The sequence below is a fragment of the Aquamicrobium sp. genome (genome assembly GCF_023954335.1).
Lineage (GTDB): Bacteria > Pseudomonadota > Alphaproteobacteria > Rhizobiales > Rhizobiaceae > Aerobium.
Genome location: NZ_JAMLIE010000003.1, coordinates 178,886 through 191,012, shown reverse-complemented (window position 1 = coordinate 191,012; position 12,127 = coordinate 178,886). Strand labels below are relative to the sequence as shown.

General features: G+C 67.7%; 13 protein-coding genes. 1 reads left to right on the top strand and 12 read right to left on the bottom strand.

Translation table 11 applies throughout. The features are described 5' to 3' along the window. Positions 1-105 precede the first annotated feature (105 nt). The 12 genes from M9945_RS18340 to M9945_RS18285 form a co-directional block, all read right to left on the bottom strand. Complete coding sequence (locus tag M9945_RS18340; protein WP_367930230.1) at positions 106-318, bottom strand: hypothetical protein; 213 nt, start codon at positions 316-318, stop codon at positions 106-108. Positions 319-429: 111 nt separating this feature from the next. After that, complete coding sequence (locus tag M9945_RS18335; protein ID WP_367930231.1) at positions 430-639, bottom strand: cold-shock protein; 210 nt, start codon at positions 637-639, stop codon at positions 430-432. Positions 640-884: 245 nt separating this feature from the next. Continuing rightward, the gene (locus tag M9945_RS18330; protein ID WP_367945724.1) at positions 885-2,003 is read right to left on the bottom strand and encodes a branched-chain amino acid aminotransferase; all 1,119 of its coding nucleotides are present in this window, start codon (positions 2,001-2,003) and stop codon (positions 885-887) included. Positions 2,004-2,219: 216 nt separating this feature from the next. Beyond that, a complete protein-coding gene (locus M9945_RS18325) occupies positions 2,220-3,239 on the bottom strand; it encodes a succinylglutamate desuccinylase/aspartoacylase family protein (protein WP_367945723.1) in 1,020 nt (339 codons plus the stop codon). A gap of 29 nt (positions 3,240-3,268) precedes the next feature. Next, the gene (locus M9945_RS18320) at positions 3,269-4,018 is read right to left on the bottom strand and encodes an amino acid ABC transporter ATP-binding protein (RefSeq protein WP_367945722.1); all 750 of its coding nucleotides are present in this window, start codon (positions 4,016-4,018) and stop codon (positions 3,269-3,271) included. Continuing rightward, the gene (locus tag M9945_RS18315) at positions 4,005-4,655 is read right to left on the bottom strand and encodes an amino acid ABC transporter permease (RefSeq protein ID WP_367945721.1); all 651 of its coding nucleotides are present in this window, start codon (positions 4,653-4,655) and stop codon (positions 4,005-4,007) included. Before M9945_RS18315 ends, M9945_RS18320 begins: the two co-directional genes overlap by 14 nt. After that, positions 4,652-5,323: an amino acid ABC transporter permease gene (locus tag M9945_RS18310; RefSeq protein WP_367945720.1), complete on the bottom strand. Its 672-nt coding sequence runs from the start codon at positions 5,321-5,323 to the stop codon at positions 4,652-4,654. Before M9945_RS18310 ends, M9945_RS18315 begins: the two co-directional genes overlap by 4 nt. Before the next feature lie 43 nt (positions 5,324-5,366). Beyond that, positions 5,367-6,152 (bottom strand): transporter substrate-binding domain-containing protein, encoded by a 786-nt coding sequence (locus tag M9945_RS18305; protein WP_367945719.1) that lies wholly within the window; start codon positions 6,150-6,152, stop codon positions 5,367-5,369. 218 nt (positions 6,153-6,370) lie between these two features. Then, positions 6,371-7,273 carry a Rossmann-like and DUF2520 domain-containing protein gene (locus tag M9945_RS18300; protein ID WP_367945718.1) on the bottom strand — a complete coding sequence of 301 codons (903 nt, stop codon included), beginning with the start codon at positions 7,271-7,273 and terminating at the stop codon, positions 6,371-6,373. A gap of 37 nt (positions 7,274-7,310) precedes the next feature. Beyond that, a complete protein-coding gene (locus M9945_RS18295; RefSeq protein WP_367930239.1) occupies positions 7,311-8,216 on the bottom strand; it encodes a helix-turn-helix domain-containing protein in 906 nt (301 codons plus the stop codon). A 146-nt stretch (positions 8,217-8,362) separates the two neighbouring features. Beyond that, a complete protein-coding gene (locus M9945_RS18290; RefSeq protein ID WP_367945717.1) occupies positions 8,363-9,772 on the bottom strand; it encodes an FAD-binding oxidoreductase in 1,410 nt (469 codons plus the stop codon). Between the two features lie 296 nt (positions 9,773-10,068). Then, positions 10,069-10,674 carry a TetR/AcrR family transcriptional regulator gene (locus M9945_RS18285; protein ID WP_367945716.1) on the bottom strand — a complete coding sequence of 202 codons (606 nt, stop codon included), beginning with the start codon at positions 10,672-10,674 and terminating at the stop codon, positions 10,069-10,071. Positions 10,675-11,078: 404 nt separating this feature from the next. Between M9945_RS18285 and M9945_RS18280 the strand changes: the two genes are divergently transcribed. After that, positions 11,079-12,074, top strand: coding sequence for a TRAP transporter substrate-binding protein (locus M9945_RS18280; RefSeq protein ID WP_367945715.1), 996 nt, complete (start codon positions 11,079-11,081; stop codon positions 12,072-12,074). Positions 12,075-12,127 lie beyond the last annotated feature (53 nt).

Below are 12,127 nucleotides of genomic sequence, written 5' to 3'. Positions count from 1 at the left end.
GGGAGAAGGTGCCCGAAGGGCGGATGAGGGGCAGCGCCGGCGCAATACGCTTTAAGGAGTCGATGTGCCGGACCCGGGCAGCTCGGGAGCGAAACCCCCGCCGATTCAGCCCTTCCGGCGCGTCTTGCGGGGCTCGGGCGCGGGCTTCGCGGCCGCTTCTTTCGCAAGCCTTGCCGCGCGCAGCCGCTCGGTCTTGGATTCGCGCGCCGTCGCCTCGCTGTCGATGATCTCGCGCGCGATGCGGGAGGTGACGTCGGCCTTCGCCTCCTGCCTGGAGGGCTTGGCCTGAAAGACGGCGCTGATGATCGCTTCATCCATGATGGTGCTCCCTGAAAACGAAAAAGGCCGGGAATTCCCGACCTTCTCCTGAGCGCCTCGATGGCCAGTGCCAGTACATCCGTGGTCAAAGACCAGAAGCGCTGTTCGGTGTTACGCCGCCTGAAGGTTCTCGGCCGCGTTCTTGCCGTTGCGGCGGTCCTGCACGACGTCGAAGCTGAGCTTCTGGCCCTCGACGATGGTGCGCATGCCCGCGCGCTCGACGGCGGAGATGTGGACGAACACGTCCGGCTGGCCGTCACCCTGCTCGATGAAGCCGAAACCCTTGGTGGAGTTGAAGAACTTTACGGTTCCCGTCGCCATGATGCATTCCTTTCAAATCGGAAATAGTTGATCGCCGCCCGGCCGCGTGCCGAACGTCGCAGTCTTCGAAATTGAGAAGGAAGATCGTAGGAGCGCCGGAGCGCGAAACAAAGTTCGTCAACAAGTTCGATGCGGCATAGATAGCGACGAATTGTGTCCGCGACAAGGCACCGGCGCGAAATGGGCAGGGATGCGGGGCAGGAGCGCCCTGTCCCGCGCGTTCCCGGCCCCGCCGGGAGTGGCGCTCAGCCGAAGTGCGGCACGGTCACGCGCCAGCCCTGCGGGTCGTTGTCCCTGCCCTTCTGGACCGCCAGCAGCTTGTCGTAGAGCCATTCCGTCGTCGGGCCGCGCTGGCCGTCGCGGACCTGGATTTCCTTGCCCTTGTAGGCGATCCGCCCGATCGGCGAGACGATGGCGGCGGTGCCGGTGCCGAAGACCTCGTCGAGCGTGCCGGCGTCGTGGGCCTCGAACAGCTCGTCGATGGCGATGGGCTCCTCGCTCACGGCCGCGCCGCTGTCGCGCAGGATCGAGAGGATCGTGTCGCGCGTGACGCCCGCCAGGATGGAATCGGACAGCGGCGGCGTGCGCACCCTGCCGGCGATCTTGACGAAGATGTTCATCGAGCCGACCTCCTCGAGATAGCGCCGTTCCACCCCGTCGAGCCACAGGATCTGCGAGTAGCCCTGCTCGACCGCGGCCCGCGTGGCGTACATGGCGGCGGCATAGTTGCCGCCCGTCTTGGCCGAGCCGACGCCGCCGCGCGCGGCGCGCACGAACTCGTCGCTGGCGAGGATGCGCACCGGCGCGCTGCCCTCGGCGAAGTAGTCGCCGACCGGCGACAGGAACACGACGAGCAGATAGTCCCGCGCCGGGCGCAGGCTGACGAAGCCCTCGGTGGCGACGATGGTCGGCCGGATATAGAGCGCGCTGCCCGGGTCGCTCGGCGCCCAGCGCCGGTCGAGGTCGCACAGGCGCTGTATCAGCTCCATCAGCATCCGCGGCTCGACCTGCGGGATGCACATGCGCGCCGCCGACCGGTTGAGCCGGGCGATATGCATGTCCGGGCGGAACATGGCGAGGCTGCCGTCGGGCTGGAGATGCGCCTTGAACGCGTCGAAGATCGACTGGCTGTACTGGAAGCCGGCGGCCGAGGGATGGAGCGAAAGCTCGCCGAAGGGGACGATCCGCGGCTCTCCCCAGCCGGTGGCCTCGGTGTAGCGCAACGTGGCGATGTGGTCGGTGAAGTGGTTGCCGAAGCCGTAGGGCGGCCGGGGAAGCGGGGCCAGCGTCGCGGCGCGGGTGATCTCGATCGGCGCGGCCGGGACGAAACTGTCGGCTTCCGCCTTGCCAATGGTGTTGTTCACTGGAAGCTGCCTCCTGAAGAATGTCCTTTCGCCCCGCGGATCGGCAGGGGATCGGTCTGCCGCTCGATCCGAGGGGGTCGGGCTAGGGATAGGTCGTCGGGGCGCGGGGGAAAAGAGACATCGCCGCCGCCGTCCGCGCCGGAGCGCACGCGAGGGCGCTTACGTTAAGCGCGCGTCCGTTTGGTGAAGGACCGGCCGTTTCCATCCTGCCCGCCGTCAGATCTCGCTCGCCAGATGGCCGAGGCAATCGCCGGCCTCGACCAGCGAGAAGGTGCGCACGCACATCGCGATCCCGGCCGAGCGGAAATGGACCGCCACCGGCGTCGCCCAAGGGTCGTCGATGTCGTGGATCAGCCCGGCGACGGCCCCGGCCGCCACGGTCTGGCCGAGCGCGAATTTCGGCTCGAAGAAGCCGCGGCGGTCGGCGAAGGCATAGAGGCCGGGATCATCCATCGCCAGGCGGCGGATCGGGCCCTTGCGCGGCGCGGGGGCCTTTTCGGCCGGCAGCACGCCCAGATGCGACAGCACGCCGCGCACGCCTCTTTCCGCCATGGCGAGCCCGTCGATGTTCACGCTCGAGCCGCCGCCGAACTCGCCGGTCAGGAAATCGACGCCGTTGCGGTCGGCGTAGTTGCCGATCACCCGGTCCTCGCCGCTGAGGGCGCGCACGGAATCGAAGTAGATGACGTTCCCGGCGTCGAACGCCGTCACCAGGGTTTCGACGCGCGCGGCCTTCCCGGGGTCCGACCAGCGCGGCGCGAGCAGCGCCGGCAGGTATTGCAGCGAGCTGCCGCCGGCGTGAAGGTCGATCAGGAAGTCGGCGCGGGGAAGCAGCTCGGTGGTGACGTAGTGGGCGATCATCTCCGTCGCCGTCCCGTCGCGCCGGCCGGGAAAGGTGCGGTTGAGGTTGATGCCGTCGATCGGCGACACCCGCGTTCCGGCGACGAAGGCGGGCTGGTTGAGCGTCGGCACGATGATGATGCGCCCGCAGACGCGCTCCACGTCGATCTCGCGCGCCAGCCGCGACAGCGCGATGGGCCCCTCATATTCGTCGCCGTGCACCCCGCCGGTCAGCAGCACCGTCGGTCCCTCGCCGTTGGCGGCCACGGCGATGGGGATCGGGATATGCCCGTAGGCCGAGCGATGCACCGAATGGGGCAGGCGCAGCTTGCCGAACTGAAGCCCCTTCCGGTCGAAATCGATGTCGGTCGAGATCATGGTCCTGTCGGAATTCACGGCTTGTCCTCCTGATGCTGCGTCGGCCGTCATGCGCGTTCACCCGCCGATGGCGATGCCTGGCCGAGGAACTGGCGCAGCTCCGGCGTCCTCGGGTTGCCGAACACCTCTTCGGGCGGGCCCATCTCGTGCAGCCGGCCCTCGTGCATGAAGACGACCCGCGAGCACACGCTGCGCGCGAAGGACATCTCGTGCGTGACCATGATCACGGTCATCCCTTCCTCGGCCAGCCGGCGGATGACCTGCAGCACCTCCTCGACCAGCTCGGGGTCGAGCGCGGAGGTGACCTCGTCGCACAGCAGCACCACCGGGTCCATGGCCAGCGCCCGCGCGATCGCCACGCGCTGCTGCTGGCCGCCGGAAAGCTGGTGCGGCCGGGAATCGGCGCGGTGGGCGAGGCCGACCTTCTCCAGCCGCGCCATGCCGATGGCGCGCGCGTCGGCGGCGCTCATGCCCTTGACGACCCTGAGCGCCAGCGCCGTGTTGTCGAGCGCGGTGAGATGCGGAAAGAGGTTGAACTGCTGGAAGATCATCCCGACCTTCAGCCGCAGCTTCTGCAGCTTGCGCTCGTCGGTCTCGACCAACTCGCCATCGACGCGGATCGTCCCGGCGTTCATCGCCTCGAGCCCGTTGATGCAGCGCAGGAAGGTGGACTTTCCCGAGCCGCTCTTGCCGATCAGCGCGATCACCTCGCCGCGCTCGATGTCGAGGCTGATGTCGCGGAGGACCTCGAGCGCGCCGTAGCTCTTGCACAGCCCCTCGATCTTAACGAGTGACATCGAAAACCGTCTCCATTTTGCGGCTGGCGAGCGACAGCGGGTAGCACAGGCAGAAGTAGATGAGCGCCACCAGGCCGTAGACGACGAACGGGTCGAGCGTGACGTTGGACAGGATGTTGCCGGTCTTCATCAGCTCGGTGAAGCCGACGATCGAGGTCAGCGCCGTGCTCTTGACGATCTGGACGAAAAAACCCGCGGTCGGCGGCAGCGCCATGCGGATCGCCTGCGGGAAGACGACATGGCGAAGGGCCTGGCGCCGCAGCATGCCGAGGCACAGCGCGGCCTCGGTCTGTCCGCTCTGGACCGCCAGCACGCAGCCGCGCCAGATTTCCGCCAGATAGGCCGACGACCACAGCGTCAGGGCGATGCAGGCCGCCGTCCAGGCGGGAATGTCCTTGCCGAGCAGGGCGGGGCCGAAGAAGATCAGGAAGAGCTGCATCAGCAGCGGCGTCGCCTGGATGAGCCAGATGAATCCCAGCGCCGGCAGCCTTACCAGCCGTCGCCGGGAGATGGTGCCCAGCATCAGCACCAGCCCGAGAATGCCGCCGAAGAAAAACGCCGCGAGCGACAGCAGCACCGTCCAGCGCGCGCCGAGCACGAGGGCGTAGACGATCTGCTGGAGCGTGAAATCCGTCATGACGCGTCCCCCGTGCCGAGCACCCAGCGGCCGAGGAGCCGCAGCGCCAGCCGCACGAGCGCGGCGAGGACGATGTAGATCGCCGTCACTACGAAGTAGATCTCGAAGGCGCGGAACGTCCTCGACTGGATGAAGTTGGCGGCGAAGGTCAGGTCTTCGACGGCGATCTGCGACACGACCGCCGAGCCGAGCATGACGATGACGATCTGCGAGGAGAGCGTCGGCCACATCTTCTGCAACGCGGGAACGAGGACGACGCGCCAGAACGCCTGGTTGCGCGACATGCCGAGGCTGGCGGCGGCCTCCCACTGGCCGCCCGGCGTCGCCTGCACGCCGGCGCGGACGATCTCGGTGCCGTAGGCGCCGAGGTTGATCGTCATGGCGACGACGGCCGCCGTCATCTCGGACATGCTGATGCCGAGCTGGGGCAGGCCGAAGAAGATGAAGAACAGCTGGATGAGGAAGGGCGTGTTGCGGACGAACTCGACATAGCCCGTCACGAAGGCGCGCACCCAGGCGGGGCAGAACAGCCGCGCCCAGGTGCAAAGGATCGACACCGCAAGACCGAGAGCCGCCCCTACCGTGATGAGCAGCAGGGTGATGTAGATGCCATGGAAGATCACATGGCGGTAGCCGGTGAGAAAGCTGAAATCGAAGCTCTGTATCATGCCGTGGCGCGAAACTCCGGGGCGCGCGCGCCCCGTTTCAGGGTCACATCTTGTCGGGTATGCCTCGTCCGAGCCACTTCTGGGAAATCCCCTCGAGCGTCCCGTCGGCGATCATCCCGGCGATGATCTCGTTGACCTTCTCGGCCAGGCGGGTCTCGCCCTTCTTCACCCCGACATAGAGCGGCGAGGTGTTCAGGATGAACATCTCCTCGGGCATGCGGCGCGGCGAGCGGGCCTTGAGCGCATTGATGATGATGTCGCCGGTGGCGATCGCGTCGACCTGGCCGGACAGGAAGGCCTGGGTGTTGCTGGTCTCGTCCTCGTAGCGCTTGATCTCCGCCGTCGCCGGGGCGACCTCGGTGATCAGCATGTCGGCGATGCCGCCGCGCAGCACCGAGACCGACTTTCCGGCGAGATCGTCCGGCCCGGCGATGCCGGAATCCTTCTCGGCGAACACCGAGTTGTTGAGCACGCCGTAGGCGTTGGCGAAGTCGATCGCCGCCTCGCGCTCCGGCGACTTGCCGAGCACGGAGATGATGAGGTCGACCTTGTCGGTCTGGAGCGAGGGAATGCGGTTGGAGCCGATGACCGGCACCAGCTCTATGTTCACCCCGAGCTTTTCGGCGACGTGGTTGGCGACGTCGACGTCGTAGCCGGCGGGCTTCATGTCGATGCCCATCGCGCCATAGGGCGGGAAGTCCTCGGGAACGGCGATGCGCACGGTCCCGCGCTGGGTGATGTCGTCGAGAACGTCGGCGGAGGCGCCGAAGGCGCCCATGGCGACGATGGAAAGCGCCATCATCGTCTTCTTGATCGCACTGAAGGGCATTGCGTGCTCCTTTCCAGACTGGCTAGCTGGCCGGGTTTTCAGGAAAATTCAATCGCTCTGTTCTGCGCTCCGGCGGGAGGCGGACACGTCAAGGGCCAAACTAGGGGAGGGGCCGCGCGGAGAAAAGCGCGGGCGCGGCCCCGGCAGGCGCGGCGCGCCGTTGCACGGCGTATCCGTGAAATCCGCGGCTCAACCGTGATATGGGTTTCGCCCGGCCGTCACACGATGCCTTTCGCATCTCCGGCCCGTTCCTCCTCGACGGGATGCAGGGTGGAGCCGGTGCGCTTGAGCCGCCGCGCGAGGAGGCTGAGGCTGCGATAGGCCGGCCCGGCATCGGGGTGCCACGTCTCCACCGCCTTTGCCTGCCGCTCGACGACGGACCAGTCGCCGCGCGCGGCCGGGCCGGTCAGCGCCTCGGCCGGACCCAGCGCGTTGACGTTGCGCGCGGTGGAGGACAGAAGCGCGGCGTTCAGGTCGGGGGATATTTCGGCCGGCACGCCCGCCTCGGCCCAGGCCTCGCGCGCGAGCGCCTGAAGCACGACGGCGAGGTTGTTCGAAAGGACGGCCGCGGCGTGATAGAGCGCCTTGCCGCCGGGCCGGATGGTGAAGGGCCGCGCGCCGACCGCCTCCAGCGCCGCGGCGACGCGCCGGACCGCGTCCTCGTCGCCTTCCATCCCGCAATAGGTGCCGGGGAAGGCGCGCGCCGAGGCTTCGGGATCGGCGAAGGTCATCACCGGATGCGCGCTCGCGAGGCTCCATCCGAGCGCGGAAAGCGGCGCGAGCTCCGAGGCCGGCAGGAAGCCGCTGCAATGAACGGCCGTTGCGGGGCCGGCCGGCGCGGCTGCGGCGAGGTCGCGCGCCACCTCGGCGATGCGCGTGTCGGGCACGGTGACGAACCAGATGTCGGCCGGGCGCATCGCCGCCAGCGACGTCGCCGCACGGCCCGCGCCGATGAACGACAGCGCCCGGGCGAGGCGGGCTGCGTCGCGCCCGTATATGTCCTGGATGTCGAAGAGGCCGGAACCGGCGAACACGCGAAACAGGCTGACGCCGACGCTGCCGGCGCCGACGAGGTTCAGTCGCGGGCGGCCGCCGCCCGGCTGCGGTGATCGGGACTGCACGGTTTCTTCCTCGTCTGCGGGCCGGGCGGGTGTCAGGTCATCGGCCCTTGTGAAGGTCCCGGTAGCGGTTCGGCGTCGTCCCGTAGTTCTGCTTCATCAGCGTCGTCAGGTGGCTCTGGCTGGAAAAGCCGGAGTGGCGCGCGATGTCGCCGATGCACTGGCCGGACGAGACCAGCATCTTGCAGGCGCGCTCCAGGCGCCGCTTCATCAGCCATTTGTGCGGCGTGGTGCCGAGCTCGCGGAAGAAGCTGCGCGAGAAGTGCCGCACGCTGAGGTCGGCGGCGGCGGCCAGATCGCCGACGCCGATGTCCTCCTGCAGGTTGGCCTCGACGAATTCCTCGACGCGCCGCAGCCGCCAGAGCGGCAGGTGGACCTGATCGGCGAGGTGGCGCTGCTCGCCGAGCTGCGAGAGCAGGTGCCAGAGCATGGCCGGCATCAGGCTGCCGCCGACCCGCCGCTCCATCGCGTCCTTGGAGGCGAGCGCGTCCCATAGCCGGGTCATGGCCATGTGGACGAAGGAATCGACCAGGATCGTGCCGGCGAAGCCCTCGAAGGAATCGCGTATGCGCGTCGCCGAGTCGGTCCGCAGCGTGCTCTGCATGGTCGCGTCGGGGACGGTGAGGATCAGCACCTTGCGCGCCGCGCCGACCTCCCATTCGCTCTCCACGCCCGAGGGGATGATGATGGTCTCGCCGCTGCTGGCTTCGCGGGCGAAGTCGCGCCCTTCCAGCCGCCAACGCCAGATATAGTCGCGGTCGGACGACAGCGGGATGGCGATGATGGTCTCGCCGACGGCCGGATCGCGGAACGAGTGGGGCTGCTGGTCGACCATGATCATGGCGAACCGGTTGCCCCCGTCCGAGCGCCGGTGTTCCTGGCGGAAGCCGGAATAGCCGGACCTCTGATAGAAGTCCGCGTAGCTGCGCCATGGCCGATCCGTCATCAGGGCCTTCTCGTCTCGAAGCGACAAAGGCAAAACGATAGCATGTGCGATGGCGAGCGCAATCGTGCCCCCGCTCCATCCCCATGTGATCGGGCCCACATGAACGGGTTCGCGGCGCTGCCCGGCGTGCCCGCCGGCGGGGTAAGCTAGGCTTCGAATATCTTGCCGGGGTTCATGATGTTCTTCGGGTCGAGCGTGCGCTTCAGGAGGCGCATGTAGTCGACGGTGACGCCGAGCTCCTGCCTGAGGAAGCGGCGCTTGCCCTCGCCGATGCCGTGCTCGCCTGTGCAGGTGCCGTCCATGGCGATGGCCCGGCTGTTCAGCCGGTCGATGAAGGCCTTCGTCCGCGCCATCTCCTCGGCGTTCTCGGTGTCGGCCATGATCGAGACATGGAAGTTCCCGTCGCCGACATGGCCGACGATCGGCGCGACGAGGCCGGTTCTAGCGATGTCCTCGTGGGTCGCGACCATGCAGTCGGCGAGCCGGGAGATCGGGACGCAGACATCGGTGGCGATGAACTTGGAGCCGGGCCGCAGCTGGAGGCAGGCCCAGTAGACGTCGTGCCGCGCGCTCCACAGGCGCTGCCGCTCGTCGGGCGCCGAGGCGTTGTCGAAGCTCAGCGGGCCGAACTCCGCGGCGATCTCGCGGAACGTCGCCAGCTGGTCGTTGACGATGGCCTCCGTCCCGCCGAATTCGACGAACAGCGTCGGCCGCTCCTGCATGGCAAGGCCGGAATAGGCGTTGCACGCGCGCACTTGGAGATCGTCGAGCAGTTCTATGCGCTCGAGCTGGAGGCCGAAGCGGATCGCGGTGATCACGGTGTCGCAGGCGGCCTGAAGGGTGGGGAAGGCGCAGACCGCGACCGCGGTGTGGGAGGGAATTCCGTGCAGCTTGACCGTGAGCTCGGTGATGACGCCCAGCGTGCCCTCGGCGCCGATGAACAGCCGCGTCATGTCGTAGCCGGCCGACGACTTGCGCGCGCGCGTGCCGGTCTTGCAGATGGCGCCGTCCGGCATCACCACCGTCAGGCCGAGGATGTTGTCCTTCATCGTGCCGTAGCGGACCGCGCTCGTTCCCGAGGCCCGCGTCGAGGCCATGCCGCCGATCGAGGCGTCGGCGCCGGGGTCGATGGGGAAGAACAGCCCGGTCGAGCGAAGGTCGGTGTTGAGCTGCTTGCGGGTCACGCCGGCCTGGACCACGCAGTCCATGTCTTCCTCGTTGACGCGAAGGATGACGTTCATCTGGCCGAGATCGAGCGAGATGCCGCCGAACGGCGCATTCATGCCGGCCTCGAGCGAGGTGCCGGTGCCGAAGGGGATGACCGGCACTCCATGCTCGCTGCAAAGCCTGAGGACCTCGGAAACCTCCTCGGTCGTGCGGGCGAAGACCACGGCGTCGGGCGCCTTGGCCGGGTGCCATGCGGTCGTGTTCGCATGCTGCTGGCGAACGGTCCGGTTCGTCGACAGCCTGTCCCCGAAACGCCCGGCGAGGATGTCTATCACGGCCTGGTGCCGCGGCTCGCCTGTCGCGCCGGTCGAATGCATGGGCAGGTCCATCAGTCTCACTCCCGAGCCGTCAGAAATGGAGGAAAGAACACGACCGCGACCCCGGCGCCCGACAGGCCCGCCGTTCGGCGGCCGGGCGCATGCGCCGGCTGGAAGCTTCGGGAAGCGGAAGAACGCACGTCCCCTCCATCCCCGGTTGTGCGGACCATCGACGCGGGCGGCATCGTGCTCATTTATTTATAAACGATACGTACCGTTTATAAATGCACGACATGACCGGGTCAAGGGGAGGCGGTTTATCGGCAGGCGGTCGGCGATCCGGATTCCTCCGGCTGGAGAAAGCGCCGTCAGGCCTCGTCCTTGGCCTCCGGTTTGCGCGGGGCGAGGCCGCTCAGGACCAGCTTGGCATGCTGGCGGATGAAGTCTTCCGACAGGGGCTGGTGGCCGACGAGAAGCCGGTAATAGAGGGGCGCATAGAGCAGATCGAGCACGATGTTGGGGTCCGCATCGCGGATCTCGCCGCGCTCGATGGCCCGCCTGACGATCTCGAGCCCCTCCTTGCGCCGGGCGAGCACGTTGCCCTCGCGAAACGCCTGCGCGACCTCCGGGTCGGACTGGCCCTCGGCGATCAGCGCGCTGATCATCTGCCCGAGCGGGCCCTGGAACTCCTGCGCCATCATGTGCAGCCGGGCGAAAATGCTCTGCGCGTCGAATGTCTCCGGATAGGGCAGCGCCACGCGCCCGGTCCGCAGAAAGGCGGACATGATGACCGAGGCGCGGTTGGGCCACCATTTGTAGATCGTCGCCTTGCTCACCCCGGCGCGGGCGGCGATGGCCTCGACGGTGGTGCGCTGCAACCCCTCCTGGACGAGGAGCTCATAGGTGGCGTTCAGCACCGCCGTCTCGGCGGCCTTGCTGCGCTTGCGCCCGCGTCTTTCTCCTTCACCCGACATGCAGACCAATCCTCGCTTGACCGAAATGGTGGCTTTATTTATAAACGATACGTACCGTTTATAAAAAGGTATATGCGTTAGAGGAGGCGTATCATATTTGGAGGAGCAAGCCAGTTCGCCGCCTGCAATGAATCCGCCGCCCGCCGATAATCGGCCCGCCGACGATCGCGCCGGCAGGGACGAGCTGGCGGGGAAGCAGGGCACGGCGAAGGCGCACGGCCGCTTCGGCGCCCGCTTGCCGCGGATCGCCGCCCGCCCGCGAAAATCTTCTCCGGCATCGTTCCGATCTTCGCCTCGACAGGTTCCCGGCTGCGGCGCCGTCGTGCATGCCGACTCATGAAATCGACCCCATTCCCGGCCCCGCGCGGGCACGGGCGACACGTTCCAAAGGGAGGAAATCCGACATGAAAAGTTCCATCTGGCGCTCCGTCCAGGCGCTCCTGTTCGCGTGCGCGACGATTCCGGGCTGGACCCTTGCGGCGCAAGCCCAGCAGGAGGTGAAGCTCGCCTATTGCTTCCCCGAGGCCTCGCACTACGGCGCCGGGGCGGGGGCGTGGACCGCCGCCATCGAGGAAGGGACCAACGGCAAGTTCAAGGTCCGGCATTTCTCGTCCTGCGCCCTGGGCGGCGAGCGCGACACGGTCGAGGGCCTGCAGTTCGGCACCATCGAGGCCATCATGGTCTCGACCGGAACGCTCAGCAACTTCGTGCCCGAGGTCGGGCTCACCGACATCCCGTTCCTGTTCCGCGACCTTGCCCACGCCCGCGGTGTCCTCGACGGCCCGATCGGCGACGAGATCCTCGGCAAGTTCGACGAGCGCGGCATCGTCGCGCTGGCCTGGGGCGAGCAGGGCTTCCGCCACATCACCAACAACACGCGCGCCATCAACGAGCCGGCGGACCTGGCCGGCCTGAAGCTGCGCACGATGGAGAACCCGGTCCACATCAAGGCGTTCGAGGTGCTGGGCGCCGCGCCGACGGCGATGTCCTGGCACGAGGTGATCAGCGCGCTCGAGCAGGGCACCATCGACGGCCAGGAGAACCCGCTCTCGGTGATCGTCTCCGCCAACATCGACGCCGTCCAGAAGTACCTGACGCTTTCCGGCCACGTCTATTCGCCGACCATGCTGCTGGTCTCCAAGCCCTTCTATGACGGGCTGACCGACGAGGAGAAGGCGGTGTTCAAGGACGGCGCGCTCGCCGGGGCCGCGGCGATGCGCGGCTTCGTCGACGATGCCGAGAAGACGGGCCTCGCCACGCTGAAGGAGCGGGGCATGCAGGTCAACGAGCTCTCCGCCGAGCAGCGCGCCGCGTTCCAGACCTCGGTGCAGGCCGCCTACGAGGAATACTACAAGACCTATCCCAAGGAGCTGATCGACAGGGTCATCGAATCCGAGTGATCGCGTCTCGCCCGGCTGGCTCCAGCCGGGCGATTTCCTTGCCGGAGGATGGG

Bases quoted from the DNA above. Each gene is read 5' to 3' on its own strand.
- M9945_RS18340 (WP_367930230.1), bottom strand. From the start codon at position 318: ATGGATGAAGCGATCATCAGCGCCGTCTTTCAGGCCAAGCCCTCCAGG.
- M9945_RS18335 (WP_367930231.1), bottom strand. From the start codon at position 639: ATGGCGACGGGAACCGTAAAGTTCTTCAACTCCACCAAGGGTTTCGGC.
- M9945_RS18320 (WP_367945722.1), bottom strand. From the start codon at position 4,018: ATGTCACTCGTTAAGATCGAGGGGCTGTGCAAGAGCTACGGCGCGCTC.
- M9945_RS18315 (WP_367945721.1), bottom strand. From the start codon at position 4,655: ATGACGGATTTCACGCTCCAGCAGATCGTCTACGCCCTCGTGCTCGGC.
- M9945_RS18310 (WP_367945720.1), bottom strand. From the start codon at position 5,323: ATGATACAGAGCTTCGATTTCAGCTTTCTCACCGGCTACCGCCATGTG.
- M9945_RS18305 (WP_367945719.1), bottom strand. From the start codon at position 6,152: ATGCCCTTCAGTGCGATCAAGAAGACGATGATGGCGCTTTCCATCGTC.
- M9945_RS18295 (WP_367930239.1), bottom strand. From the start codon at position 8,216: ATGACGGATCGGCCATGGCGCAGCTACGCGGACTTCTATCAGAGGTCC.
- M9945_RS18290 (WP_367945717.1), bottom strand. From the start codon at position 9,772: ATGGACCTGCCCATGCATTCGACCGGCGCGACAGGCGAGCCGCGGCAC.
- M9945_RS18285 (WP_367945716.1), bottom strand. From the start codon at position 10,674: ATGTCGGGTGAAGGAGAAAGACGCGGGCGCAAGCGCAGCAAGGCCGCC.
- M9945_RS18280 (WP_367945715.1), top strand. From the start codon at position 11,079: ATGAAAAGTTCCATCTGGCGCTCCGTCCAGGCGCTCCTGTTCGCGTGC.